Genomic DNA, 25,681 nt, shown 5'->3' on the forward strand with positions numbered 1-25,681 from the left:
CGGAAGCCCCGCTCCCGCCGCTGCCCCCGATGGACATGATGATGGCGATGGGCCCCGACATGATGGTCATGCACGGCGGCCGTCACGCTGATCCGGAAAAGCGCGCCCAGCGCCTGCATGACATCCTGCAGCTGCGCGGCGACCAGGACGGCGCCCTGAAGGCCTATGTCGAGGCCACCACGCCGAAGGTCGTCATCGAGAAGCGCGAAGTCGTGAAGAGCGACAAGAAGGACGGCGACAGGATGGAGCGTGTCGAGCGCGACCCGCCGACCACGCTGGAGCGCCTGGACCGCATGACCAAGATGGCCGACGCCATGAAGAAGCGCGCCGAGGCCACCCGCGCCTTCTACACCGCCCTGACCCCGGCCCAGCAGAAGACCTTCGACATCCTGGGCATGGGCGAAGGCGAGGGCGACCAGCACGTCTTCGTCCGCCGCTTCGAGACCGGCGGCGCTCCGGCGGTCTTCAAGGACGGCCAGCGCAAGGTGGTCATCGAGCGCAAGGTCGGCTGACCCCGACCGAGCACGAAGGCGCGGCGGGCCTGCAACCGCCGCGTCTTCTCCGCTTCAGTAGACATACGACCATTGCCCGTACGGGCTCGCGCCTCTAAGCAGCGAACATGGACGCGCGCCACACGTTCGACTTCCTGACCAATCCCGAGCGGTTCATGGCCTTCTCGCGGTGGGCCGCGCCGTGGCTCGGCGCGCTGTCAGCGATCGCCGCCATCGCTGGCCTGGTCATGACCTTCCTGGTCCCCGAGGACGCGCTGCACGGCGACGGCGTGCGGATGATGTTCATCCACATCCCGGCAGCGTCCCTCTCCATCTTCATCTATGTCTGCCTGGGGGTCGCCAGCTTCTTGTCGCTGGTCTTCCGCCAGGCTCTGGCCGACCTGGCCGCCCAGGCCTGCGCCCCGATCGGCGCGGCCTATACGGCCCTGGCCCTGATCACCGGCTCGCTGTGGGGCAAGCCCGCCTGGGGCACCTGGTGGGTGTGGGACGCCCGCCTGACCTCGGTGCTGGTGCTGCTGCTGTTCTATCTCGGCTACATCGCGCTGCGCGGCGCGCTGGAAGACGAACAGAAGGCCGCCCGCGCCGCCGCGATCCTGGCCCTGGTCGGCCTGATCAACCTGCCGATCGTCAAGTTCTCGGTCGAATGGTGGAACACCCTGCACCAGGGCTCCTCGACCTTCATGGCCAAGAACGGCGATGGCCTGCCAGCCATCTATGCCTGGCCGGCCGTGCTGATGGGCCTGGCCTATCTGGGCGGTTTCGGCGCCCTGTGGCTGGTCCGCATCCGCGCCCTGGTCTGGCGGCGCAAGGCCCGCAGCCTGGCCATGAAACTGGCGGAGGGCGCGCGATGAGCTTCGACTTCGACGCCGGCAAGTACGCCATCTATCTGTGGCCCGCCTTCGCCATCTCCGCCCTGGCCTTCGCCTGGATGATCGGCGACAGCCTGCTGACCGCCCGCCGCTGGAAGCGCGAGACGCAGCGCCTGCAGGCCGAGCTGGACGAGAACACGTGAAGCGCTGGCTGGCCTTCACCCCGCTGGTCGTCCTGATCGCCCTGGCGGCGCTGTTCGCCGGCTACGCCCTCAAGCGCGACCCGCACGTCCAGCCGCACGCCATGGTCGGCAAGCCGATGCCGGCCCTGGCCCTGCCCGCGCTGGACAGCGGTCGCCCGGTTCCGATCAGGGGCAGCGCCGAAGGTCCGATCCTGGTCAACTTCTTCGCCTCGTGGTGCGCCCCCTGCGAGGTCGAACACCCGCAGCTGATGGCGCTGAAGGCCCAGGGCGTGAAGGTGGTCGGCGTCGCCTACAAGGACGCCCCGGCCAACACCCAGGCCTTCCTGACCCGCCTGGGCGACCCGTTCGCCGCGCGCCTGGTCGATCGCGACGGCCGCGCGGGGCTGGAGTTCGGCGTCACCGGCGTGCCGGAGACCTATCTGGTCGGCTCGGACGGCATGATCATCGCCAAGCACACCGGCCCGCTGACCCCGGACGCGGCCGAAGACCTGTTGAAAAAGGCCCGCTAACTAGCGGATGCAGGCGCGGGCCGAGCCCGTCCGCGGCTCCAGGGTCTTGGCCAGCGCCTGAGCGTCCACCGTCGAGATCGGATGCAGCGCCCCGCGCCCCTCGGCGACCAGGTAGTCGCAGTCACGATCCTTGGACGGCGGCTTTTCGTCGGTGACGCGGCGCTCGACCAGCATGCGCTCGGGCGACATCCACACCGCCGTCACGTCCGTCACCTGGGTCCGGCGATCCGGCGAGCGGATCCAGACCTCGCCCTTGCCGCCCACCGACAGTTCGTAGCCATTGGCCAGCTTCTGCTTGGTCGCGAACATCGAGCCCACGACCGAGGCGATGAACAGGCCGACCGCGATCAGCACGATCAGGAAGACGATCTTGTAGCGGCTCACGGGGCCTCCAGCGGCCAAGTCGCGCGAAAGGGTGCGCTCACTGGTCGCGGACCTATCCTGTTAACTCCGCGTTGACCATACTCGCCGAACTTCCGTTAACCATGTTACAGTCCGCGTCATGAGCAACGTTCGTCCCGCCGGTTGGCCGTCCGTCCCGTCGCAGCCCGCCCAGACCCCCGCCACGGGTCAGGCCGCTTCGACGCGCGCGGCGTTCTTCCAGTCAGCTCTGGGCGACGCGGCCCCGACCCGTCCGGCCGTCGCGCCGTCGACGGTGCAGATGCAGACCATGGCTCAGCCCCAGCAGCGCCAGGCCCCGCAGAAGCCGTTCGTGCAGCCGGACGCCCAGCCGCAGAAAATCCTGCGCCCGGGCTCGCTGCTGAATATTATCGTCTGAAGTTCGGGTTCAACCCCGCACATCCCGCCTTGCTAGGCCTTGTGCCCAGGACCCAGCGTTCCGCTGCATGCTGATACGCCAGGAGCGCGCCAACCTTGGCGGCGCCCCTTCTGAAACCCTGGACCTAGCCCACCCATGGATCCTCGCCACAAGGGCGAGGAAGGCAATGGTGGGAAAGCGGAGAAGGAGCCTAGGCCGCCTTCTTCGCGGCCTTGTCCTTCTTGGGCTTCTTGTCCTTCTTCGGCTTTTCAGCCTTCGGAGCCTTGGGCTTCTTGGCCTTGGCTTCCGGCTCGGCCGGGTGCAGCTCGGCGCCGGCCATGTCGGACAGCAGGTCGAGGAAGCCCTCGCGCTTGCCCGGCTTCAGCAGGGCCAGGATGCGGGCGTCGGCCATGCCGACCATCGGGCGGATGGTTTCCAGCGCCTCGCGGCCGGCGTCGGTCAGGCGGACGCTGTTGGCGCGGGCGTCCTCGCTGGAGCGCTGGCGCTCCAGGTGGCCCTTGGTGATCATGCGGGCGACCATGTCGGCCAGGGTCGAGCGGTCGATGCCGGTGGCGCGGACCAGGGCCGTCTGGGTGACGCCCTCGTTCTCGGCCACGGCGGCCAGCACGGCGAACTGACGCTGGGTCACCCCCGCCTCGCCGCACTCTTCGGCATAGATGTCGAGCGCCAGTTGCAGGACCCGGTGAAGCAGGTGGCTGGGCGAGCGCTCCAGGAGGCCCCCGACCGTCTTCTCACCCTTGCTCTTGGCCATGCTCGCGCCCCCGTTTCGCACGGCCGTCGCTCGGCCGACGGATGAACGGTAGCATCAATACACGTCGATTTGACGACAACGGTCCGTGGACGGTGGATACCTGTCCTTAGAAGCCGGCGTCCGGGGGTTCGACGGCCGACGGCTCGTCGTCCTTGGCCATGTGCTTCATCATGAAGGGCACCTGGGTGGCGACGAACACCAGAGCCAGCGGCAGCAGACCGAGACGGAACTTCACCCAGGTGTCGGTGTCCTGGGTGTTGCGGACGATCTCGTTCATCAGCGCCACCACGCCGAAATAGCCGCCATAGCGCAGGGTCAGGGTGCGCCAGGCAGCGTCCGACAGGTGCAGGGCCTCGCCCATCAGCAGCTTCAGCGGCTGACGGCCGGTGAAGACGCCGCCGAACAGGAAGGCGGCCAGGGCCAGGTTGATCACCGTGACCTTGATCTTCACGAAGACGTCGGAGTGGAAGATCAGGCCCAGCGTGCCGAAGATCAGCGCCATGCCGCCGAAAAACAGCGGCAACAGGGCCACGCGGCGCTCGACGGCGTAGCCGATGACCAGGGCCAGGGCCGAGGCGGCGACCAGAACCCAGGTGGCCTTCTGGAAGTCCTTGGTGGCGAAATAGGCGACGCCGAAGGCGATGGCCGCGCCGTAGTCGACGACCGTCCGGACCCAGCCGTTGTTCTTCTTCTTGGCCTCAGCCGGCGCTTCGCTCACGGATCAGTCCTTCAGGCCGACGAGGGAGCGCGAGAAGGCGCGGGCGTCGAACGGTTGCAGGTCTTCCACGCCCTCGCCGACGCCGATCAGCTTGATCGGGCTGTCCGAAGCGCGCGCCACCGGCACCAGCACCCCGCCGCGCGCGGTGCCGTCCAGCTTGGTCATGACAATCCCGGATACGCCGACCTGGTTGCCGAAGATCTTCTCCTGGGCCAGGGCGTTGCGGCCAACCGTGGCGTCCAGCACCAGCAGGGTCTCGTGCGGGTAGTCGGGATCGACCTTCTTCACCACACGGATGACCTTGAGCAGCTCGTCCATCAGGCCCTGCTTGTTCTGCAGGCGGCCGGCGGTGTCGATCAGCACCACGTCATAATGCTCGGCCTTGGCGCGCTCGACGGCCTCGTAGGCCAGGGCGGCGGCGTCGGAGCCGGTGGGCTTGGACATGAAGTCGGCCCCGGCCCGGTCGGCCCAGACCTTCAGCTGCTCGACGGCGGCGGCGCGGAAGGTGTCGCCGGCGGCGATCAGGACGCGGGCGCCCTTCTCGGTCAGGTCGGCGGCGATCTTGCCCAGGGTCGTGGTCTTGCCCGAGCCGTTGACGCCGATGAACAGCACCACATAGGGGCGCGGTCCGGCCAACGGATCGAAGCTGCCCTGGCGGTCGCCCAGCTCGGCGGCGATCAGGTCGGCCAGGGCTTCCTTGACCTCGTCGTCGGTCGACGACTTGCCGAAGCGCGCCTTGCCGAACGCTTCGGTGATGCGGGCGGCGATCTGCGGACCGAGGTCGGCCTCGATCAGCATCTCCTCCAGCGCGTCCAGCTGTTCCTGGTCCAGGGGCTTCTTGGTGAAGACCCCGGTGACCTGCTCGGTCATCGCCTGGGAGGACCGGGTCAGGCCGGACGTCAGGCGCTGGAACCAGCCTTTTTTCTGCTCGGGCTTATCGCTCATCCGCGCCCCTTTAGTGGAACGGGCGAAAGTGTAAATCGGGATTTAACGGCGCAAGGTTAGCGCGGGCCCGCGACGCATGCTTAGAAGGGGCATGGACTTGCAGCTTGACCCGCTGGGGACGGCCCTTTTCTGGCTCGACTATGCCGCCGTCGCCGTTTTCGGGGCAACGGGCGCCCTCGCGGCCGCTCGCCGCAAGCATGACATCATCACCTTCGGATTCTTCGCCGCCATCACCGGCGTGGGCGGCGGCACCCTGCGCGACCTGCTGATCGGAGCGCCGGTCTTCTGGGTGCAGCGGCCGGGCTACATCATCGCCTGCCTGGCGGCGGCCACGGTGGTCTGGCTGCTGGGCGAGCGCGGCTGGCGGTTCCGGGCGCTGCTGTGGCTCGACGCCCTGGGCATGGCCGCCTACGCCGTCGTCGGCACCGCCAAGGCGCTCAGCCTGGGCGTCCACCCGTTCAGCGCCGTGGTCATGGGCGTGCTGACCACCGCCTTCGGCGGCGTGATCCGCGACGTGCTGGCCGAGGAGCCGAACCTGCTGCTGCGGCGGGAGATCTACATCACCGCGGCGTTGCTGGGCGCGGGGGTGTTCGCGGTGCTGCAGCTTCTGGGCGCGCCGTTCTGGCCGGCGGGCATCGCGGGGTTTAGCGCGGCGTTCGGGCTGCGGGCGTGCGCGATCAAGTTCGGGTGGAGTTTGCCGGGGTTTGCCGGGGACGAGACGGAGTAGGCCCCTCCACCGCCGTTCGGCGGTCCCCCTCCCCTAAAAGGGGAGGAGAGACTCCCCCTGCGGGGCAGTGCATGCGTCCCTCTCCGCCCCGCTTGGGGGCGGACAGACCTGCGGCAGCAGGTCAGGTGGGGGCCTGTGCTGAGTTTCAGGTATCCCGATCCGGATGCTGCCGGCTGACCACCGCTCCGGTCGGCCCCATCGGCGGTCGAACCGGCATGTCGGCGAGGTGCTCCGTCCACACCGGCCGACTCTCCGTCGCCAGCTGAACCACCGGCTCCACCGCCGACGGGTCGTCGAAGGCGAACACCGCCAGGTCGATCTTCTCGGCGCTGTATTCGAACGTCAGCGGCGTTCCACACGCCGCGCAGAAGCCGCGCTTGATGCTGTCCGAGCTCTGGAAGATCGAGCGCTCGCCGCGCGTCCAGGTCAGGTCGGCGAAGGCCACCGTCACCAGCGCCCCAAACGGACCCGCGAAGGCCTTCTGGCACATGCGGCACCAGCAGATCGACGCGCGGCCGGGCTGGCCATCCATCCTGAACCGCACCGCGCCGCACTGGCAGCCGCCGCTCAGGCTCATGGCGCCTTCGGATTCAGCTTGAAGGTCACCTTGTAGCCATCGTGGTCCGAAAGCCGGGGCTCCTCGGCGCCGTCGAAGGTGGCCTCGACGGCCTTGGGCAGGACCTCGACCGCGTCGCCGTTGAGGAAGCCGATCAGGTCCTGGGTGTTCAGCCACGGAGCCTCGCCCGTGTACGAGATCTGGGTGTCGCACTTGCCCGGGTTCTCGTGGCACCAGCGGCTGACGACCATGAACGGATAGTCGCTCATCATCTTGTCGAAGCGGTCGGGCGAGCGGCGGACATTGAAGTCACCGCCGACGATCAGCGGCGCGCCGGGCGTGCGGCTGGCTTGCAGGAACCGCCCCAGCTCCTGGGTCTGCAGGAAGTGCGCCTCGTTGTAGCGCTTGCGCGGCACCTTCGAGGCGCCGTGCGAATTCATATGGGTGTCGGCGATCTCGACCGAGGTCGGCAGGCCCTGAACCTGGATCGAGACCAGCATCACGCCCTTGTTGGCCAGGCAGTCCAGGCCCGCGCAGTAGCGATAGGCGTGCGACTTGACCCAGTCGATCGGATGGTTGGACAGCACCCACAGACCGCTGGAGCCCCACTTGCCCCAGCCCTCGCCCTGGCGGCGATACTTCACGCGCCGGTAGTCGGTCTTCTCGTCCTTCAGATAGTTCTCGTCGCGCTGGCCCTTGCGCGGGCCCCGGGCGACGTACGGATAGCCGGCCTGGTCGATCAGGTCCCAGATCTCGTCGCGGAAGCCTTCCTGGATCAGGACGACGTCCGGCTCCTTGTCCTTGGCCCGCATGTCGGCCAGCTCGGCGCCGATCTGCTTCAGCGCCTTGCCTCGCCCCTTGCGGACCAGCGAGGGCAGCCCCTCGACATTGTAGGTCATGACGCTGAGGCTGACGGGTTTGCCCACGACGGATTGGGTCTCATCGGCGCGCGCCGGCGCGGCCGTGAGCAAGGCTAGAGCCGCGAGAGCCCAGGCTGACCGGATCAGTTTGCACGCTCCGCTATGACGCGGGAGCCATCATGGCCGGTGATTGTGAAGGCTACGATCTCGCCCAGCGGCGCCTCGCCCGTGAAGCGGATCTCGGTGAAGTCGTCTGCGCGGGCGACGCCGTCACGTTCGACCAGGCCCGGCAGGGTGCGGCCGACCTGTCGCTGCAGGTGACGTTCCAGGCCGCGTTGGCCGGCCTCGCGCAGGCGCTTGGCGCGCTCCTTGATCAGCGGCCCCTTCACCGGCGGCATCCGCGCGGCGGGCGTGCCGGGGCGGGCGCTGTAGGGGAAGACGTGCAGGAAGGCTAGCTGCGCCTCCTCGACCAGGTCCAGCGTGTTCTGGAACGCTTCTTCGGTCTCGGTCGGGAAACCGGCGATCAGGTCGGCGCCGAAGGCGGTGTCGGGACGCACGCGGCGCACCTCGGCGACCAGCTTCAGCGCGTCCTCGCGGCTGTGGCGGCGCTTCATGCGCTTGAGGATCATGTTGTCGCCGGCCTGGAGCGATAGATGCAGGTAGGGCATCAGGCGGGTTTCGGTCTCCAGCAGCTTGAAGAGATCGGGATCGATCTCTGCCGCGTCGATCGACGATAGCCGCAGGCGGGGCAGGTCTGGAACCATACGAAGGATTCGACCGACCAGCTGACCCAGGGTCGGCGTGCCCGGCAGGTCGGTCCCCCACGAGGTGACGTCGACGCCGGTCAGCACGACCTCGCGATAGCCTTCGGCGGCCAGCTTGCGGACCTGCTCGACGACCTCGCCGGCCGGGGCCGAGCGCGAGTTCCCCCGGCCATAGGGGATGATGCAGAAGGTGCAGCGGTGGTCGCAGCCGTTCTGGACCTCGACATAGGCCCGGGCGCGGTCCTTCAGGCCATCGATCAGGTGACCGGCGGTCTCCTTGATCGACATGATGTCGTTGACCCGCACGCGGGTCGAGGTGTCGGTCAGCGCGCCCGGCGCGGCCTTTTCGGCGTTGCCCAGCACGAGGTCGACCTCGGGCATGGCGGCGAAGGCGGCCGGATCGACCTGGGCGGCGCAGCCGGTGACGATGATCCGCGCGCCCGGTCGCTCGCGGCGGGCCTTGCGGATCGCCTGGCGAGCCTGGCGCACGGCCTCGTTGGTCACGGCGCAGGTGTTGAACACCACCGCGTCGGAGAGACCATCAGCGGCGGCGCGGGCCCGCATGGCCTCGCTCTCATAGGCGTTCAGGCGGCAGCCGAAGGTGACGACATCAACGCCGTCCGGGCCCGACATGGTCGTGGCCGGACCGCCCTCTTCGCCCACTTCGGGCTTGGGCTTCGGCGTCGCCTTGATGACGGTGTAGGTGCTCACTTCGCCATGAACGCCGCGAAGGCGTCCTTCCAGTCCTTGTGCCAGCGCGACAGGGCCGGGCGGTTCTCGATGATGTCGCCGATGGCCCAGGCCATGCGCTTCTCGTCGGTCGCGCGCGGCACGTCGTTGTCCGGGCACAGGATGTAGAAGTCGCCGCGAGCGATGCTCTCCAGCATGAACTCGACCACCTGCTCGGCGGTCCAGGCGGCGGCGGGCTTCTCGCCCGGACCGCGCTTGGTCATGCCGGTAAAAGTGTAGCCGGGGATCAGCAGGTGGGCGCTGACCTGGCAGTCTTCCGTCTCCCGCAGGGTGTGGGCCAAGCCTTCGGTCAGCGACTTCACCGCCGACTTGGAGACGTTGTAGGCCGTGTCGCCCGGCGGCTGGGTGATGCCCTGCTTGGAGCCGGTGTTGATGATCAGGCCCGGCTGGCCCGAGGCGGCCATGTGCTCGCCGAACACCTGGACGCCGTTGATCACGCCCCAAAGATTGACGTCGAGGATGCGCTTCCAGGCGTCGTCGCCAGCAAACGCGTCGCCACCGCCGCCGACCCCGGCGTTGTTCATCAGGATGTCGACGGAGCCGTAGGCCTCGAGCGCGGCGGCCTTCAAAGCCTCGACGGCCGCGCGATCGGCGACGTCGGTCGGCACGGCCAGGGCGCCGATGGCCTCGGCTTCCTGCTTCAGCTTGCGGCCGGTGATGTCGGCCATGACGACGTTGAGGCCCAGGGCCCGGAACGCCTTGGCGGCGGCCAAGCCGATGCCGTCGGCCGCGCCGGTGATGACGGCGGTCTTGCCGGAAGCGATGGCGGCGTGGGTCATGCGGCCACCGGAAGCTTGCCGGCGAAGTCCATGCTGACCGGGCCGGTCATGATCACGTGGCCGTCGCTCTCGCGCCATTCGATGACCAGCGAGCCGCTCTCGAACTCGACCTTGGCCTTGCGGTCGGTCAGGCCGCGACGCACGGCGGCGACCTGAGCCGCGCAGGCGCCGGTGCCGCAGGCGAGGGTGAGGCCCGCGCCGCGTTCCCAGACCTTCAGTTTAATGTGGTCCCGCGCCGCGATGTGCGCGAAGCCGACATTGACGCCCTCGGGGAACAGCGGGTGATGCTCGACCAGCGAGCCGGTCCCGGTGGCGAAGGCGTCGCTGACCGGGGCGTCGACGAAGAACACCACGTGCGGATTGCCCATCGAAACGCAGACCGGCGTGTGGACCAGCGGCGCGTCGATCGGACCGACCTGCAGCTCCACGCGCTCGGTGTTCATCTCTTCCGACAGAGGAATCTGGGTCCAGTCCAGGCCCGGTTGGCCCATGTCGACGGTCACCAGCTTGTCGCCGGCCATCACGCCCGACAGGCGGCCGCCTTCGGTGTCGAAGGCCACGGCGTCCTTGCCCGAGGACTGCATCAGCAGCCAGGCCACGCAGCGCGTGCCGTTGCCGCAGGCGCCGATTTCGTCGCCGTCCGAATTCCAGAAGCGCACATAGGCCGCCGCGCCCGCCGCCTTGGGCGGATCGATGGCGATGACCTGGTCGCAGCCGACACCACCGTCCCCGCGTTTGGCGATCGCACGGATCTCCTCAGGCGTCGGATCAAAGGTCTGGGTCTGGGTCTCGATGACGACGAAGTCGTTGCCCAGCCCGTTCATCTTCAGGAAGGTGCGGCTCATGGCCGGGCTATATAGTGGAAAGCGGCGGCAATTGCACCGCAGCGGGACGACGCAGCAAAGATGACGGCGACTGACATTCGCGAGCAACTGGCCAGCGCCATGCGGGATCGCCGGCTGACGCGCTTCCACCGGCGGTTCGAGGACGGCTGGGTGCGAGGCTATGTCGTCGGGATCGGCCCCGATTTCCTGATGCTGTGCGAGGTCAGCGACCATCTGCGCTTCAACGGTTTCGGCTGCTATCGGCTGGACGACGTCAAGAACCTGCAAGCCGCGCCCTATCCCGACTTCGTCGAGGCCGCGCTCGAGAAGCTGGGGCAACCACAGCCCGAGACCCCGGCCATCGCCCTGAACAGCATCGACGACATCCTGACCACCGCCGGCCACCTCTTCCCGGTCGTCACGGTCTACAGCGAGGCGCAGGTCCACATCGGCGCGGTAGTCAGCCTGGAGGGCGGCGTCGTCTGGATGCGCGGCATCGGCCCCGACGCGGCCTGGGACGCCCAGCCCAAGGCCCAGCGGCTGGACGAGGTGACCCGCATCGACTTCGGCGGCGCCTACGAGACGGCTCTAACCTTGGTCGGCGGCCCACCGCCCGCGCCGGTCGAGGCTGCCCCGCTGCGGCTGGTCTCAGACAATGGCTGAAGAGTTTCGCGTCCGCGCCCGGCTGCGAGCGCTCTATCACGGCGCCTCGCCGGCGGCGGTGCGGTTCCGCTATGGGATCATCCTGATCGATCTGGCCTTGATCGCCTTCTTCATCGCCGCACCGCTGATGCAGCGGCATGGCCTGACCTTCTATCTGCTGGACTATGGCGTAGCGGCGTTCCTGGCCGCCGATCTCGCCGCCCGCGCCATCGCGCACGGCGACGTCAGGTCATGGCTGAAGAAGCCGATCACCTGGCTGGATCTGTTCGTGCTGGCCACGCTTCTCTTCCCCGCCTGGCTGTTCAATTTCGGCTTCCTGCGGGTGCTGCGCCTGTGGACCCTGATCCACAGTGAGTTCTTCTGGCGCACGGTCGGGCGGCGCTATGACGACACGCGGGTCGAGGACATCACCCGCGCGGCCAGCTCGCTGGCGACCTTCGTCTTCGTGGTCACGGGCTTTGTCTATACGAGCTTCGCCGGACGGCACGAGGGCATCGCCGGCTATGTCGACGCGCTCTACTTCACCGTCACCAGCCTGACCACCACCGGCTATGGCGACGTCACTCTGCCCGGCGTGTGGGGCAAGCTCTTGTCGATGGCGGTGATGCTGGGCGGGGTGTCGCTGTTCATCGGCCTGATCCAGTCGATCCTGCGGCCGCACAAGGTGATCTACCAGTGCCACGACTGCGGCCTGCGCCGGCATGATCCAGACGCCGTCCACTGCAAGGCGTGCGGTGTCCTGCTGAACATTCCCGACGACGGGGTCTGATCTTTCCCGGCCAAGCTCTGGCGCGGGGGAAATTTTCGGATACCGTCTACGCCATGACCCTGCTCCGCACCTGTTCCGCCGCGGCCCTGGCCGCCATGCTCTCCACCGCAGCTTACGCGCAGGAGGCCGATCCCCACCTGGCGCTGGAGGCGGTCGAAAGCCCCGACTCGCTGGCCTGGGTGAAGACCCAAAACGACAAGACCCTGCCGGTCCTGTCGGGCGACAAGCGGTTCGCGGGTTTGCAGGACCAGGCGCTGAAAATCCTGTCCAGCAAGGACCGGATCGCCATGCCGAACTTCATCGGCAAGGACGTCTTCAACTTCTGGCAGGACGAGACCCACGTGCGCGGCGTCTGGCGGCGCACGAGCCTGGAGTCCTACAAGACCGCCAATCCCCAGTGGGAAACGGTCCTCGACATCGACGCCCTGGCCAAGGCCGAGGGCAAGAACTGGATCTGGAAGGGCGCCGACTGCCGTCCCAAGACCCACGACCGCTGCCTGGTGAACCTGTCGAACGGCGGCAAGGACGCCGTGACGGTCCGCGAGTTCGACCTGGCTGCCAAGGCTTTCGTCGATCCCGCCGCCGGCGGGTTCGTGCTGCCCGAGAGCAAGCAGTCGATCGAGTGGCTGGACCCCGACACCCTGATCCTGACCCGCAACTGGGGTGAGGGCACGACCACCAAGAGCGGCTACGGCTTCGTGATCAAGACCCTGAAGCGCGGCCAGGCCCTGGACCAGGCGGTCGAGGTCTATCGCGGCCAGGCGTCCGACGTCTCGGCCCGGCCGAACGTGCTGCGCGACGCGGCCGGCAACACGGTGGTGCTGCTGACCCGCGCCACCGACTTCTTCCACGACGAGACCTATCTGTGGGACAACGGCGTGGCCCGCCTGCTGCCGATCCCGCAGAAGGTCGGGGTGCGCGGCCTGATCGACGGCAAGCTCGTCCTGAAGATCGAGGAGCCCTACACCACCACGGTGGGGACGCGCGACGTCACCTTCCCGGCCGGCTCGCTGATCGCCATCTCGCGCAACAAGCTGGCAGGCCGCGTTGGCTCCGACATCGTCGTCAGCAACGACTGCGATCCCTGCCAGCTGCTGGTTCCCGGTCCGCGCCAGTCGATCGACCAGGTGACCGTGACCGACCACCGCGTGGTGGCCGTGGTCTATGACAATGTCCGGGGCAGCCTGGTCAGCCTGCAGATGCGCGGCGAGTTCGGCGTGAAGTCGCAGGCCCTGCCGGTGATCGACAACGGCTCGGTGGCCCTGGTCTCGCATTCGGACGAGGGCGACGAGGTCTTCTACACCAACGAGGGCTTCCTCACGCCGACCGAGCTGAAGCTGGCCGACGCCACCGGGACCACCGCCCAGACCGTCAAGGCCCTGCCCGCCCAGTTCGAGACCAAGGACCTGGTGGTCGAGCAGAAGTCGGCGACCTCGAAGGACGGCACGGCGATCCCCTATTTCGTGGTCCACAAGAAGGGCTGGAAGCTGGACGGCCAGAACCCGACCCTGCTGCACGCCTATGGCGGCTTCAACCTGTCGAAGCTGCCGGTCTACGACCCGCTGATCGGCAAGCTGTGGCTGGAACGCGGCGGCGCCTTCGTCGTGGCCAACATCCGCGGCGGCGGCGAGTTCGGTCCGGCCTGGCACGAGGCGGCGCTCAAGGCCAACCGCCAGCGCGCCTATGACGACTACTTCTCGGTCGCCGAGAAGCTGATCGCCGACAAGGCCACGACGCCGCGCCACCTGGGCGCCTATGGCCGCTCGAACGGCGGCCTGCTGATGGGCGTCGCTTTGACCGAGCGTCCGGACCTGTGGAACGCGGTGGTGGTCGAAAGCCCGCTGCTGGACATGATCCGCTACACCTACCTGCCGGCCGGCGCCTCGTGGATCGGCGAATATGGCGACCCGGCCATCCCGGCCGAACGCGCCTGGATCGAGAAGTACAGCCCCTATCAGAACCTGAAGGCTGGCGTGAAATACCCGCTGGCCTACATCACCACCTCGACCAAGGACGACCGCGTCCATCCGGGCCACGCCCGCAAGTTCGCCGCCAAGATGGACGATCTGAAGGTCGACCATCTCTATTTCGAGAACACCGACGGCGGCCACGCCAACGGCGCGGACCCCAAGAACAACGCCCGTCGCTGGGCGCTGCACTACACCTACCTGTCGCGTCAGCTCATGGATCACTAAGTGCGTAGGCTGCTGACCGTTCTTTTTGCGTCCACGAGCCTGATGACCATCGATCCCGCGACCGCCGCCGAAGCCGACAAGCTCGTGGCCCCCAAGGCCGAGGAAGTCCGCACGCCCTTGTCCGAGCTGGGCAAGGACGATCCCTATCTCTGGATGGAGGAGATCGAGGGGACGCGCGCCATGGACTGGGCCAAGGCCCAGAATGGCAAGACCCTGCCGGTGCTGCAGGGCGATGCGCGCTACGCGGACCTGGAGGCCAAGGCCCTGGCGATCCTGAACGCCAAGGACCGCGTGCCGGGCGTCTCGTTCGCTGGCGACGGCAGCTTGCGCAACTTCTGGCAGGACGCCGACCACGTGCGCGGCCTGTGGCGCAAGACGACGCTGGAAAGCTACCGCACGGCCGATCCGGCCTGGGAGACGATCCTGGACGTCGACGCCCTCTCCAAGACCGAGGGCGCCAACTGGGTGTTCAAGGGCGCGTCGTGCTTGCCGCCGCAGGACACGCGCTGCCTGATCACCCTGTCGGACGGCGGCAAGGACGCCGTCACGGTCCGCGAGTTCGACACGAGCACGAAGAGCTTCGTCGCCGGCGGCTTCGTGCTGCCCGAGGGCAAGCAGAACTACACCTGGCTGGACCAGGACACCCTGCTGGTCGCCCGCGAGTGGACACAAGGCGAGCTGACCAAGTCCGGCTACGCCTACGTCCTGAAGACCCTGAAGCGCGGCCAGACCCTGGACCAGGCGGTCGAGGTCTATCGGGGCACGGAGACCGACGTCTCGGTCAGCCCGTTCGTGCTGCGCGACAGCGACGGCAAGGTCGTGGCGGCCCTGGCCAGCCGGGGCGTGACCTTCTTCGAGACCGAGACCTACCTGATCGACGGTCCCAAGCCGGTGAAGCTCGATTTGCCGCTGAAGGCCTCGATCCAGGGCTATGTCGCCGGCCAGATGGTCGTGCTGATGGAGCAGGACTGGAAGGGCTTCAAGACCGGCGACCTGATCAGCTACGACCTGGCCAAGCTGAAGGCCTCGCCGGAGACGGCCGTGGCGACCCTGGTGCTGCGCCCGACCGCCAAGCAGTCGGTCGAGCAGGTCACCACCACCCGCACCAAGCTGGTCGTGGGCCTGCTGGACAACGTCAAGGGCGCGGCGCGCGTGTTGACCCATGGCCCCAAGGGCTGGACGTCCCAGACCCTGGACCTGCCGGCCAACAGCGCCATCGGCCTGGGCTCGACGGCCGAAAAGGACGAGCGCCTGTTCGTCACCGTCACCGGCTACCTGGCCCCCAGCACCTATTGGCTGGCCGACGCCGGCTCGCTGAAGCTGGAGCAGATCAAGGCCTCGCCGGCCCGGTTCGACGCCTCGACCCACGTGGTCGAGCAGTTCGAGGCCACAAGCACCGACGGCACGAAGATCCCGTACTTCGTCGTGCGGCCCAAGAGCATCAAGTACGACGGCCAGGCCCCTACCCTGCTCTACGCCTATGGCGGCTTCCAGGTGCCGATGACCCCCGGCTATTCGGGCGTGATGGGCAAGCTGTGGCTGGAGCGCGGCGGCACGTACGTCGTGGCCAACATCCGCGGCGGCGGCGAGTTCGGCCCGGCCTGGCACGAGGCCGGCCTGAAGGCCAACCGTCAGAAGGTCTATGACGACTTCTTCGCCGTCTCGCAGGACCTGATCACCCGCAAGATCACCTCGCCGCGTCATCTCGGCATCATGGGCGGCAGCAACGGCGGCCTGCTGATGGGCGTGGCCCTGACCCAGCGGCCCGAGCTCTACAACGCCATCGTCGTGCAGGTGCCGTTGTTCGACATGATCCGCTACAGCCAGATCGGGGCCGGCGCCTCGTGGGTGGGCGAATATGGCGACCCGGCCATCCCGTCCGAGCGGGCCGTGATCGCCAAGTACGACCCCTATTCCAACCTCAAGGCCGGCCGGAAATATCCCGAGGTGTTCATCGAAACCTCGACCAAGGACGACCGCGTCCACCCGGCCCACGCTCGCAAGGCGGCGGCGCGGCTGGAGGAGCTGGGCTATCCGGTGCTCTATTACGAGAACATCGACGGCGGCCACGCGGCCAGCGCCAACCTGGCCGAGACCGCCCGCCGCCAGGCGCTGGAATATGTCTATCTCAGCAAGAAGCTGATGGACTGAGCAGGCGGCGCGGCGTTTTCGCAGAACGCCGTGTCGTCAACCCAAACGCAAGTTATCGCTGTCAGGATGCCCGCCGACAAACCTGTCGGAACCGCCCCCGTGCCTATCCAAATCGTCAATGCCCTGGACCTCTCCCCCGCCGACATCGCGCGGTGGATGGAGCTGCAGCGTGGTCAGGCGCGGCTGGACTCGCCGTTCCTGTCGCCGCACTGGGCTCAGTCGGTCGCCCGCGCCCGGGGTGACAAGGGTCAGGCCATCAAGGTCGCCATCCTGCGCGGCGCCGAGGGCGAGGCCCTGGCCTTCTTGCCCGCCCGCATCCGCCAGGGCGTGGCCATGCCGGCCGGCGCGCCGATGTGCGACTACCAGGCCCTGGTCTCGGCGCCCGGCGTCGCGGTCAATCCGCGCGAGCTGCTGACCGCCCTGCACGCCTCGCGCATCGACTTCTGCCACATGCTGGCCGACGACGAGACCCTGGCCCGCCACGGTCGCGGCCAGGCGGACTCGTGGATCATCGAGGTTCCCGACGGCTACGAGGCCTATGCCGCCGAGCGCAAGGCCGCCAATGTCGGCGTGCTCAAGGACATCGACAAGAAGCGCCGCAAGGCCGAGCGCGAGGTCGGCCCCTCGCGTTTCACCGCCATGTCCGACAGCCGCGCCGACTTCGACCAGCTGATCGTCTGGAAGCGGGCCCAGCTGCTGGCCACCGGCCAGACCGATCTCTTCAAGACGCCATGGGTCAACACCCTGGTCGAGGGGCTCTTCCAGAACCACGCGCCGGAGTTCGGCGGCGGGCTCTACACCCTGCACCTGGGAGACCAGCTGGCCGCCGTGCACCTGCACCTGCGCGGCGAGCACACGATCCACGGTTGGCTGATCGCCCACAATCCCGAGCTGGACCGCTATTCGCCCGGCATGCTGCTGTTCCAGGACATCCTGAAGAGCATGGACGGCACGGCCTATTCGCGCCTGGACCTGGGCACCGGCGACTATCGCTTCAAGCGCGAGCTTTCCAACGCTCGCCAGACCGTGGTGTTCGGCTTCCTGGGCTCGCCGTCGCTGCCGACCCTGGTCCGCCACGCCGCCTACGGCATGCGCAGCGTCGCCGAGTCCCTGCCGTTGGGCCGGATTTCCGAGATCCCCGGCAAGGCCATGCGGCGCATGGACCTGCTGCGCGGGCTGCACTAGGCCTCAGGCGTGGGGCCTCAGGCGCGGGCCGCGCGCAGGATGCGACCCAGCTCCCCGACCGAATAGGGTTTCTGAAGCACCGCGAAGCCGTGGTGTGTGTCATCCGCCAGGACCTGACTGTAGCCACTGGTGAGAACGACCGGGAGCTTGGGCCAACGGCCTTTGATCCGGCGACCCAGCTCAAGGCCGCTGATCCCCGGCATGACGACGTCAGAGAAGACGAAGTCGAAATCGCCAGCCCGCTCCTCAAGGATGGCCAGGGCGCGCTGGGCGTTGGCCGCGAGACTGGTCTTGAAGCCCAGATCGTCCAGCAGCTGGCGGGCGAACTCGCCGACCTCGGCATTGTCCTCGACGATGAGAATCGCGCCGGGCGTGTCGCTGGAGGTGTCCCCGCTCACCTGGATGTCGGCCTTGGCCGGCGCATCGACGCGCGGCAGGTAGAGGGTGAAGGTCGCGCCCTGGTCGATCTCGCTGACCACCTCGACATCACCGCCCGACTGTTTGGCGAAGCCGAAGACCTGCGAGAGACCCAGGCCCGTGCCCTTGCCCACGTCCTTGGTCGTGAAGAACGGTTCGAAGATCTGACTCAGGACCTCGGGCGACATACCGCTACCGGTGTCGGTGACGGAAACCGCGATGAACGGGCCTTCGTGGCCGCCATGGCCTCGCAGCGGCGGCAGGGACAGCGCCTCGAAGGCGCGGACCGTAAGCTCGCCCTCGCCCTCCATCGCATCCCGCGCATTGACCACCATGTTGACCAGGGCGGTCTCGAACTGGCTGGCGTCGGCTTCCACGAAACAGGGCGAAGCGGATTCTTCGAGGATCAGGCGCACACGCGAGCCAATGACCGTCCTCAGCATGTCCGCGACACCGGCGATGCGCTCGCCGACATCGAAGGTGACCGGCTTCAGCGTCTGGCGGCGGGCGAAGGCCAGGAGCTGGGCGGTGAGCTTGGCGGCGCGGTCGGCCGTGTCCGAGATGGCGTCCAGATAGCGGACACGCTTCTCGTCAGACAAGGACGGTCGGCGCAGCAGCTCGGCCGACGAGCGGATGACGGTCAGCAGGTTGTTGAAGTCGTGGGCCACCCCGCCCGTCAGCTGGCCGATCGCCTCCAGCTTCTGCATCTGACGGACCTGGCTCTCGGCCGCGAGCAGGGCGTTCGTCCGCTCCTGGACCCGCGTCTCGAGTGTCTCATTGAGCTCGCGCAGCTTGAGAGCGGTTTGACGCTGCTGCTCTTCCGAGATGGTCCGCTCCAGCAGATCGGCCGCCTGCCGCGCCAGGATGTCCAGCATCCGCAGGTCGCGTTCGGAGGGCTGATGTGGAGAACTCCAGTGGGTCGAGATCATGCCCAGAAGCTGGCCGTCGCGCGACAGTAGCGGGGTCGTCTGGGCGGACCGAATGCCCGTGCGGCGGAATGCCATCAGGTCCTCGGTCCCGGCGATCTCGTCCCAGGCCTCAAAGTCGGGGATGATCGCCCGCTGGCCAAACTTCAGCGCCTGGGTGCAGCTGCTGTAGGCCATGGGGCTGACCCACTGCCAGAATCCGACGGCCTCGGGCGGCAGGCCGCGATGGCACAGGAGCTGCAGTTCGCCGCCATGGCCCGACGGGTCGTCCTTCGGGCTGAGCAGCTGCATTGTGCCGAATTGCGAGCGTGTGATCGACACCGCCGCATCGACGATCTTGCCGTACAGCTCCGTGCGGTCCTGCTCGCCGATCAGCGCGACGCTGATGCTGTGCAGCAGATCAAGGTCGGTGAGGTCGGCCTCCGAAGCGCTCCTTGGAGCATCGAGGATCCCGACAGAATCGATGGTCATCACTGCCCCCCCGGGCGTCGCGTCTGGAAGAAACCTCAGCAGCAACGTCCTAGGGGCAGAAACGTTTCCAACCCTCCGACCCAAGACGGGTTCTCAGGTCTTCAGTGGACCGCGTTGATCCGCATGGCGCGCGGATCGATGCCGCCGGCCGGCCAGGCGCGGGTCCAGCCGTATTGCAACTCGCCCTCGCGGAAGGCGAAGCGGTCCAGATGCTTGGCCACCACGTCTTCCAGGCGGGCCAGGCCCTCTAGGTCGGCGGCCTCGACGGTGATGTCGAGACCGTCCGGGTGGGCCGTCATCCGGCAGGTCCCGGCCGGCAGCGGGAAGACGGCCGAGGTCTCGTCATAGGTGACCTCGAACTTGTGGCTCCAGTGCTTGGCCAGCTGGGTCATGTAGCGGGCCGCCTTGTCGGTGGCGACGCGGGCGTGGCTTTCCATGGCGCTCTCCTCCCCTAGATGGCTTCGATCGCCGTGGCGGCGTCGTCCAGGACCTTGGCCACCGCCGCGATCTGCTCGGGTGTCAGTTGACCGTGGAGCTTCAGGCGCAAGGCGGTCTTGACGTTCTCGCGGGCGCGCAGGATCTGCGGCGAGAAGGCGGCGCTGGCCTGGGCGGCCTCGGCCATGCGCTCGAACAGCGAGCGGACGGGGGCTTCGTTGCTGGCCAGGAAGGCCTCGCCCTCGGGGGTGATCGTATAGAGCTTCTTGCCGCCGCCGGCGTCGCTGGCGGTGACGTAACCCAGCTCTTCCAGCAGGGTCAGGGTCGGATAGACCACGCCCGGGCTGGGCGTATAGGCGCCGCCGGCCGCCGTCTCGATGGCCTTGATCAGCTCGTAACCGTGGCTGGGCTTCTCGGCGATCAGCTTCAGGACCACGAAGCGCAGGTCGCCGTGATCGAAGAACCGGCCCATCCGGCCGCCGCGACCGCGCGGGCCGCCGTGATGACCGTGACCGCCGTGGAAACCGAAGGGGTGACGGCCGTGATGTTCGTCGGCGTGACCGCGCCAGTGGCCGCGGTGGTGATGATGTCGTCCAAACATGTGTGTTTTAGATCCTATTCCGTTATATCGAAATGATAGATATATCGGATCGGTGGATCGTCAAGAGCTATTTTCGATATATCTGATTGTGTCGGATCGTAATGCGCGGCATCAGGCTCCGTTTTGGAGCGGGCCCGTTCAAGTGAGGGCGATTTGAAGCAAGGCCCCCCGAACGTGACCGAAATACAACGTAATCGGACTTGATACGGATTGCGTCATGAATACATGCCGCGTGTAGAAGCAGGAGCATGAGCTTGAGCCACCCGCATAACAGCCCGCGCCACGTGGCGACCGGCAGGCACGTCGCCGCCGCGGGGCTTGCCGTGGCCGCCAGCCTGGCGACGTTCGCGCCCGCTCTTGCTCAGGACCAGGCCGCGGCGAGCCAACCGGTCGGGACCAGCGCCGCCGTCGAGACCGCCAACGATCCCTGGGAAGGCTTCAACCGAGGCTCGTTCAAGTTCGGCATGGGCCTGGATCGCGCGATCCTGGCTCCGGTCGCCCACGGCTACATGGCCGTCACGCCCCGCGTGGTCCGCAACCGGGTCAGCAACGCCGTATATAATCTCGGCGAGCCCAACACCGTCATGAACATGGTGCTGCAGGGCAAGCCCAAGGGCGCCGCGCGCTCGACCACCCGCTTCATCGTCAATTCGACCGTCGGCGTGCTGGGCCTGTTCGACGTGGCCTCCAAGATGCACCTGCCGCGCCGCGACTCCGACTTCGGCCAGACCTTCGGTGTCTGGGGCGCCAAGCCCGGCGCCTATGTCTATGTGCCGCTGATGGGCCCGCTGAACGTCCGCGACGGCGTCGGCCGCGCCCTGGACATCTTCACCGACCCCGTCTCGTTCTATGTCGGCGGGCTGAGCACCGACTTCGGCAAGGCCCGCACGGGCGTCACCATCGTCGATCTGCGCGCCCAGACCGATCCGGCCTTCCAGGCTCTGAAGGACGCTTCGGACCCCTACGTCACCACCCGTTCGGCCTATACCCAGTATCGCGAAGCGTCCGTACGCGAAGCGTCGGGCAAGGCCGAGGTTCTCCCCGACTTCGACGCGCCGCCTCCGGAAGTTCCGCCCGCGGCGCCCAAACCATGACCGGTAAGACCATGACCAACACGACCCACACCCGGCGCGGCGCCAACGCCGCGCTTTTGGCTTTCTTCGGGGCCGCCGCCCTCGCCGCGCCCGCCTTCGCCCAGAGCGGCGCGCGCGACGCCGGCGCCGAGGCCTTCGTCCAGACCAAGGCCCAGCGCGTGATCACCGTGCTGGCCGACAAGAAGATGTCGGAAGCCCAGAAGAAGCAGGTCTTCCACCAGGCGGTGGACGAACTGGCCGACGTGCCGCGCGTGACCAACTTCGTGCTGGGCAAGTACGCCCGCACCATCACGCCGGACCAGCGCGCCCGCTTCACGCCGATCTTCCGCACCTATGCCGAGAACGTCTATCAGAGCCGCATCGACGACTATCGCGGCGAGCAGCTGAAGGTGACCGGCTCGGTCGTCCGCAAGCCGGGCGACGTGGTCGTCAACAGCGTGATCTCGGGCGGTCAGATCACCCAGCCCCTGGCCGTCTCGTGGCGCGTGCTCGGCGGCGGCCAGACCTGGAAGGTCGTGGACATCCAGTTCAAGGGCATCTGGCTGGCCATCACCCAGCAGCAGGACTTCGTGTCGACCATCGATAACGCCGGCGGCAACATCGACGTGCTGATCAATCAACTCCAGAAGGGCGGCTCGGCTCCTTCTGGCGGCAAGCGCTAACCGCGCGGCCGGGACTAGATGTAAGGGGATTTGGCATTGCGCGAACAATGGGCCGAGACGGCCATGGGCGTCGTCGTCCTCGCCCTGGCGGCGGGGTTCCTGACCTATTCGCTGAGCGTGGGCGGCGTGCACATGAAGCGCGGCGACTATGAGATCAGCGCCAAGTTCGGCGAGGCCGGTTCGCTGGCGCCGGGCGCGGCGGTGAGCGTCGCCGGCGTCAAGGTCGGCACGGTCTCGGAGATCACGCTGGAGCCGAAGACCTTCCTGGCCGTGGCCAAGCTGTCCATCGACCCGACCGTCAAGCTGCCTAGCGACTCAACCGCCAAGATCACCAGCGATGGCATCCTGGGCGGCGCCCACGTGTCGATCGCCCCGGGCGCGGCCATGGACGACATCAAGCCGGGCGGCCAGATCGAGAACACCCAAGGCGCGGTCGACCTGTTTGGCCTGATCGGCTCGGTGATCCGTCCGCAAAGCGGCGGTTCGGACGCGGCGGCGACCCCGGCCGCGCCGGCGCCGGCGACGCAACCGGCCGAGAGCTACTAGCGTGACCGCGGCCGAGGCGGCCCGGAAGGTCGCCACCAATCCCGTCCGTGTCCTGGGTCGTTCGACCCTGGCCGCCGTGCGCATGGTCGGCTCGGTCGGCGTCTTCGCCGTGCGCGGCGTCACCGCCGCCCTGACCCCGCCCTGGTTCTTCGGCCAGCTGATGCGCCAGTTCGTGGCCATCGGCTTCTTCTCGCTGCCGGTCGTGGGCCTGACCGCCATCTTTACCGGCGCGGCCCTGGCCCTGAACATCTTCACCGGCGGCGGCCGCTTCAACGCCGAGCAGGTGATGCCGCAGATCGTGGCCCTGGGGATCACCCGGGAGCTTGGCCCCGTGCTGGCCTCGCTGATGCTGGCCGGCCGGGTCTCGGCCGCCATCGCCGCCGAGATCGGGGCCATGCGCGCGACCGAACAGATCGACGCCATGCGCACCCTGTCGACCGACCCGTTCCGCTATCTGGTCGGTCCGCGCCTGCTGGCCGGCGTCCTGATGATGCCGCTGCTGGCCGCCGTGGCCGATACGATCGGCATCGCCGGCGGCTGGCTAGTCGCCACGCGGGTGCTGGACTTCAGCTCCGCCGTCTATATCCGCAACACGCTGGACTTCCTGCAGGGCTGGGACATCGGCTCGGGCCTGGTCAAGGCCGCCGTGTTCGGCTTCATCGTCGCGCTGATGGGCTGCTACCACGGCTACAACGCCAAGGGCGGGGCGCGCGGCGTCGGCCGGGCCACCACCCACGCGGTGGTCTCCTCGGCCATCCTGATCTTCGCCTCGGACTACCTCCTGACCACGCTCTTCACCCACGCCGCCCAATGACCGACGCGATCCCGAAACTCGCCTGGAAGGGCGTCAGCAAGCGCTTCGAGGGCCGCCCGGTCCTGGACGGCCTGGACCTGTCGGTCTCGCCCGGCCGGTCGCTGGTGATCATCGGCGGCTCGGGCCAGGGCAAGTCGGTGACGATCAAGACCGCGCTGGGCCTGATGCGTCCGGACGCCGGCAAGATCGAGCTGGACGGCCAGAACACCGTCAACCTGTCCGAAGGCGCGCGCCGCAAGCTGTTCTCCCGCGTGGGCGTGCTGTTCCAGGGCGCGGCCCTGTTCGACAGCCTGACCATCTGGGAGAACGTCGCCTTCCGCCTGATCAACGCCGACGGGATTCCTCGCAAGGAAGCCAGGGAACGCGCGATCGAGGCCCTGGAGCAGGTGCGCCTGGCCCCGGACGTCGCCGACCGTTTCCCGTCCGAGCTGTCGGGCGGCATGCAGAAGCGCGCCGGCCTGGCCCGCGCCGTCGTCGCCCAGCCCGAGATCCTGTTCTTCGACGAGCCGACCACCGGCCTGGATCCGATCACGGCCGCGGCGATCAACGAGCTGATCTCCAACCAGGTGCGTCGCCTCGGCTCGACCGCCATCTCGATCACCCACGACCTGGCCTCGGCCCAGACCATCGGCGACGAGATCGCCATGCTGCACGGGGGCAAGATCATCTGGCGCGGACCGGCCGCCGAGCTGCGCACGACCGACAACCCTTATGTCCGCCAGTTCGTCGAAGGACGCGCCGACGGTCCGATCTCGCATGCGGTCTAAGGCCTTGCGCGCCGTCGTGCTGGCGGCGGGTCTGCTGCTGGCGGGCGGCGCGCAGGCTCAATCCTATGTGCGCCCCGATTGCGTGGGCCTGGTCGGGGTTTCGCCCAATCGCTACGACTCCTCCGAGCACGCGCGCTGGTACCAGCGGTTCTGGACCGGAACCTGCGATCACCTGGCGTTCTGCGTGCCCGGCTCGCCGAACTGGAACGACATCGTCGGCAAGCTGCTGGTCAAGGGCGGCCCGTCCGAACGCGTGGCCATCCTGCCCAAGGCCTGCCGCCTGGGTCAGCTGATCGGCCTGGAATGGTCGCGTGAAAAGGCGGTCCGCAAGATCGACACCCACGACCTGCGCGCCTTCAACGCCACGCTGGAAAGCACGGACGACACGCTGAAGGGCCTCGACAAGGTCGAGCAGGCCGCCCGCATCAAGCTGGCGCCGCGCTAGACTAGGGCGCTTCCCGCAGGGTCTCGGCCAACAGACGGCCTTCCACGCCCCGGCTCGACCCCGCGCGCCAGGCCACGACGATCTCGCGGCTGGGATGCTCCGTCGCCAGCGGACGGATCGTCAGGGCGGTCTTGTCGGCCAGGCCCGCATGCACCGCCATGGCCGGCAGGAACGAGACGCCGAGGCCTGAGCCGATCATCTGCACCAGGGTCGGCAGTGAGGTGGCCGCGAAGGTCTCGTCGTCGCCGACGGCGCCCCATTCCCCCTTCTTGGGCGGTTCCAATCCGCAGGCGGCCAAGGCGTGATCGCGCAGGCAATGGCCGTCTTCCAGCAGGATCAGGTCATCGCCCCGCAGGCTGTCGGGATCGACGCGGGTCGAGGCGGCCATCGGATGGTTGGCCGGCGCCGCGGCCAGCAGCTCGTCGTCCTCGACATGGGCCCAGTCCAGGCCGGACATGTCGTAGGGCAGGGCGATCAGGGCCGCGTCCAGGGCGCCGGCCTTCAGCGCCGTGATCAGGCGGTTGGTCAGGTCCTCGCGCAAGAACAGCTTCAGCTTGGGGAAACGGTCGCGCAGCACGGGCAGGGCGCGCGGCAGCAGGTACGGGGCCACGGTCGGGATCACGCCCAGGCGGAAGCGTCCGGCCAGCGGCTGGCCGGCCCCACGCGCGGCCTGCACTAGATCCTCGGCGCGCGCCAGAATGTCCTCGGCCCGCCGCACCGCCTCCTGGCCGGCGGCGGTCAGGATCACGCCCGAGCGCGCCCGATCGACCACCGGCGCGCCCAGGATCTTCTCCAGTTCCTGGATGCCGGCCGACAGGGTGGGCTGGGTGACATAGGCGCTCTCGGCCGCCCGGCTGAACGAGCCGTGCTCCGACAGGAGCTTGAGGTACTGCAGCTGGCGAAGGGTCGGGAGAAGCATGGCCGCAATATAGGGCGCATCTATCGGAAAGCCAAAAACTATCGATTGGCTATCTGATCGGCCCAGGCGTACTCCCTTTCTCACGGGAAAAGTTCCGGCGCTCCTCCCCCTCCGCCGCCGGACGCCCCACCCCGTC

At 68.0% G+C, this 25,681-nt stretch carries 30 protein-coding genes; 17 read left to right on the plus strand and 13 right to left on the minus strand.

Going from position 1 to position 25,681, the window contains the following annotated elements:
- The 4 genes from AC07YH_RS24935 to AC07YH_RS24950 all read left to right on the plus strand — a co-directional run.
- Positions 1–512: Spy/CpxP family protein refolding chaperone (locus AC07YH_RS24935; protein ID WP_494749595.1), on the plus strand; the 512-nt coding region annotated here is incomplete at its 5' end.
- Between the two features lie 107 nt (positions 513–619).
- Entirely contained in the window at positions 620–1,363 is a 744-nt protein-coding gene (ccmC, locus tag AC07YH_RS24940; protein ID WP_494749596.1) for a heme ABC transporter permease CcmC, read from the plus strand.
- The gene (gene ccmD, locus AC07YH_RS24945; RefSeq protein WP_494749597.1) at positions 1,360–1,524 is read left to right on the plus strand and encodes a heme exporter protein CcmD; all 165 of its coding nucleotides are present in this window, start codon (positions 1,360–1,362) and stop codon (positions 1,522–1,524) included. Before ccmC ends, ccmD begins: the two co-directional genes overlap by 4 nt.
- A complete protein-coding gene (locus AC07YH_RS24950) occupies positions 1,521–2,033 on the plus strand; it encodes a DsbE family thiol:disulfide interchange protein (protein ID WP_494749598.1) in 513 nt (170 codons plus the stop codon). The genes ccmD and AC07YH_RS24950 overlap by 4 nt, the downstream gene beginning before the upstream one ends.
- Here AC07YH_RS24950 and AC07YH_RS24955 read toward each other — a convergent pair whose 3' ends face one another.
- Positions 2,034–2,417 carry a hypothetical protein gene (locus AC07YH_RS24955; protein WP_494749599.1) on the minus strand — a complete coding sequence of 128 codons (384 nt, stop codon included), beginning with the start codon at positions 2,415–2,417 and terminating at the stop codon, positions 2,034–2,036.
- 118 nt (positions 2,418–2,535) lie between these two features.
- Between AC07YH_RS24955 and AC07YH_RS24960 the strand changes: the two genes are divergently transcribed.
- Positions 2,536–2,811, plus strand: coding sequence for a hypothetical protein (locus AC07YH_RS24960; protein WP_494749600.1), 276 nt, complete (start codon positions 2,536–2,538; stop codon positions 2,809–2,811).
- Between the two features lie 190 nt (positions 2,812–3,001).
- Here the strand turns inward: AC07YH_RS24960 and AC07YH_RS24965 are convergent, their stop codons facing one another.
- The 3 genes from AC07YH_RS24965 to ftsY form a co-directional block, all read right to left on the minus strand.
- A complete protein-coding gene (locus AC07YH_RS24965; RefSeq protein WP_494619924.1) occupies positions 3,002–3,562 on the minus strand; it encodes a MarR family winged helix-turn-helix transcriptional regulator in 561 nt (186 codons plus the stop codon).
- 106 nt (positions 3,563–3,668) lie between these two features.
- Entirely contained in the window at positions 3,669–4,280 is a 612-nt protein-coding gene (locus AC07YH_RS24970; protein ID WP_494749601.1) for an inner membrane-spanning protein YciB, read from the minus strand.
- A gap of 3 nt (positions 4,281–4,283) precedes the next feature.
- Positions 4,284–5,225 carry a signal recognition particle-docking protein FtsY gene (gene ftsY, locus AC07YH_RS24975; protein ID WP_494749602.1) on the minus strand — a complete coding sequence of 314 codons (942 nt, stop codon included), beginning with the start codon at positions 5,223–5,225 and terminating at the stop codon, positions 4,284–4,286.
- Between the two features lie 91 nt (positions 5,226–5,316).
- Between ftsY and AC07YH_RS24980 the strand changes: the two genes are divergently transcribed.
- Positions 5,317–5,952 (plus strand): trimeric intracellular cation channel family protein, encoded by a 636-nt coding sequence (locus AC07YH_RS24980; RefSeq protein ID WP_494749603.1) that lies wholly within the window; start codon positions 5,317–5,319, stop codon positions 5,950–5,952.
- 145 nt (positions 5,953–6,097) lie between these two features.
- On the opposite strand, the gene AC07YH_RS24985 is transcribed toward AC07YH_RS24980, so the two are convergent.
- The 5 genes from AC07YH_RS24985 to dapF form a co-directional block, all read right to left on the minus strand.
- Positions 6,098–6,529: a GFA family protein gene (locus tag AC07YH_RS24985; RefSeq protein ID WP_494749604.1), complete on the minus strand. Its 432-nt coding sequence runs from the start codon at positions 6,527–6,529 to the stop codon at positions 6,098–6,100.
- The gene (locus AC07YH_RS24990; RefSeq protein WP_494749605.1) at positions 6,526–7,434 is read right to left on the minus strand and encodes an endonuclease/exonuclease/phosphatase family protein; all 909 of its coding nucleotides are present in this window, start codon (positions 7,432–7,434) and stop codon (positions 6,526–6,528) included. Before AC07YH_RS24990 ends, AC07YH_RS24985 begins: the two co-directional genes overlap by 4 nt.
- Positions 7,435–7,511: 77 nt before the next feature.
- Positions 7,512–8,843, minus strand: a complete 1,332-nt coding sequence (gene mtaB / locus AC07YH_RS24995; RefSeq protein WP_494749606.1) for a tRNA (N(6)-L-threonylcarbamoyladenosine(37)-C(2))-methylthiotransferase MtaB — start codon at positions 8,841–8,843, stop codon at positions 7,512–7,514.
- Positions 8,840–9,739, minus strand: a complete 900-nt coding sequence (locus AC07YH_RS25000; RefSeq protein ID WP_494749607.1) for an SDR family NAD(P)-dependent oxidoreductase — start codon at positions 9,737–9,739, stop codon at positions 8,840–8,842. Before AC07YH_RS25000 ends, mtaB begins: the two co-directional genes overlap by 4 nt.
- Positions 9,658–10,506, minus strand: a complete 849-nt coding sequence (gene dapF, locus AC07YH_RS25005; protein WP_494749608.1) for a diaminopimelate epimerase — start codon at positions 10,504–10,506, stop codon at positions 9,658–9,660. The genes AC07YH_RS25000 and dapF overlap by 82 nt, the downstream gene beginning before the upstream one ends.
- A gap of 60 nt (positions 10,507–10,566) precedes the next feature.
- On the opposite strand from dapF, the gene AC07YH_RS25010 reads away from it, so the two are divergent.
- From AC07YH_RS25010 to AC07YH_RS25030, 5 genes are all read left to right on the plus strand, one after another.
- Positions 10,567–11,148, plus strand: coding sequence for a hypothetical protein (locus AC07YH_RS25010; RefSeq protein WP_494749609.1), 582 nt, complete (start codon positions 10,567–10,569; stop codon positions 11,146–11,148).
- Entirely contained in the window at positions 11,141–11,917 is a 777-nt protein-coding gene (locus AC07YH_RS25015) for a potassium channel family protein (RefSeq protein WP_494749610.1), read from the plus strand. The genes AC07YH_RS25010 and AC07YH_RS25015 overlap by 8 nt, the downstream gene beginning before the upstream one ends.
- Positions 11,918–11,970: 53 nt before the next feature.
- Positions 11,971–14,112, plus strand: coding sequence for a prolyl oligopeptidase family serine peptidase (locus tag AC07YH_RS25020; RefSeq protein WP_494749611.1), 2,142 nt, complete (start codon positions 11,971–11,973; stop codon positions 14,110–14,112).
- A gap of 42 nt (positions 14,113–14,154) precedes the next feature.
- Positions 14,155–16,263 carry a prolyl oligopeptidase family serine peptidase gene (locus AC07YH_RS25025; RefSeq protein WP_494749612.1) on the plus strand — a complete coding sequence of 703 codons (2,109 nt, stop codon included), beginning with the start codon at positions 14,155–14,157 and terminating at the stop codon, positions 16,261–16,263.
- A gap of 99 nt (positions 16,264–16,362) precedes the next feature.
- Positions 16,363–17,448 (plus strand): GNAT family N-acetyltransferase, encoded by a 1,086-nt coding sequence (locus AC07YH_RS25030; protein ID WP_494749613.1) that lies wholly within the window; start codon positions 16,363–16,365, stop codon positions 17,446–17,448.
- A gap of 17 nt (positions 17,449–17,465) precedes the next feature.
- On the opposite strand, the gene AC07YH_RS25035 is transcribed toward AC07YH_RS25030, so the two are convergent.
- From AC07YH_RS25035 to AC07YH_RS25045, 3 genes are all read right to left on the minus strand, one after another.
- Positions 17,466–19,262, minus strand: a complete 1,797-nt coding sequence (locus tag AC07YH_RS25035) for an ATP-binding protein (RefSeq protein WP_494749614.1) — start codon at positions 19,260–19,262, stop codon at positions 17,466–17,468.
- Between the two features lie 101 nt (positions 19,263–19,363).
- Positions 19,364–19,699, minus strand: a complete 336-nt coding sequence (locus AC07YH_RS25040; protein ID WP_494749615.1) for a DUF2218 domain-containing protein — start codon at positions 19,697–19,699, stop codon at positions 19,364–19,366.
- Between the two features lie 14 nt (positions 19,700–19,713).
- The gene (locus AC07YH_RS25045) at positions 19,714–20,298 is read right to left on the minus strand and encodes a PadR family transcriptional regulator (RefSeq protein WP_494749616.1); all 585 of its coding nucleotides are present in this window, start codon (positions 20,296–20,298) and stop codon (positions 19,714–19,716) included.
- 248 nt (positions 20,299–20,546) lie between these two features.
- On the opposite strand from AC07YH_RS25045, the gene AC07YH_RS25050 reads away from it, so the two are divergent.
- From AC07YH_RS25050 to AC07YH_RS25075, 6 genes are read left to right on the plus strand one after another with little or no spacing between them, the layout of a single operon-like run.
- Positions 20,547–21,392, plus strand: a complete 846-nt coding sequence (locus tag AC07YH_RS25050) for an MlaA family lipoprotein (RefSeq protein ID WP_494749617.1) — start codon at positions 20,547–20,549, stop codon at positions 21,390–21,392.
- Positions 21,389–22,054: an MlaC/ttg2D family ABC transporter substrate-binding protein gene (locus tag AC07YH_RS25055; RefSeq protein WP_494749618.1), complete on the plus strand. Its 666-nt coding sequence runs from the start codon at positions 21,389–21,391 to the stop codon at positions 22,052–22,054. The genes AC07YH_RS25050 and AC07YH_RS25055 overlap by 4 nt, the downstream gene beginning before the upstream one ends.
- Before the next feature lie 30 nt (positions 22,055–22,084).
- Positions 22,085–22,600 (plus strand): outer membrane lipid asymmetry maintenance protein MlaD, encoded by a 516-nt coding sequence (gene mlaD / locus AC07YH_RS25060; RefSeq protein WP_494749619.1) that lies wholly within the window; start codon positions 22,085–22,087, stop codon positions 22,598–22,600.
- 1 nt (position 22,601) lies between these two features.
- The gene (locus AC07YH_RS25065) at positions 22,602–23,414 is read left to right on the plus strand and encodes an MlaE family ABC transporter permease (protein WP_494749620.1); all 813 of its coding nucleotides are present in this window, start codon (positions 22,602–22,604) and stop codon (positions 23,412–23,414) included.
- Positions 23,411–24,181: an ABC transporter ATP-binding protein gene (locus AC07YH_RS25070; protein WP_494749621.1), complete on the plus strand. Its 771-nt coding sequence runs from the start codon at positions 23,411–23,413 to the stop codon at positions 24,179–24,181. The genes AC07YH_RS25065 and AC07YH_RS25070 overlap by 4 nt, the downstream gene beginning before the upstream one ends.
- Entirely contained in the window at positions 24,171–24,626 is a 456-nt protein-coding gene (locus AC07YH_RS25075) for a hypothetical protein (protein WP_494749622.1), read from the plus strand. The genes AC07YH_RS25070 and AC07YH_RS25075 overlap by 11 nt, the downstream gene beginning before the upstream one ends.
- A 1-nt stretch (position 24,627) precedes the next feature.
- Here the strand turns inward: AC07YH_RS25075 and AC07YH_RS25080 are convergent, their stop codons facing one another.
- Positions 24,628–25,545, minus strand: coding sequence for a hydrogen peroxide-inducible genes activator (locus tag AC07YH_RS25080; RefSeq protein ID WP_494749623.1), 918 nt, complete (start codon positions 25,543–25,545; stop codon positions 24,628–24,630).
- Positions 25,546–25,681: the final 136 nt, after the last annotated feature.

Source organism: Caulobacter sp. GW456-12-1-14-TSB4 (assembly GCF_059424195.1).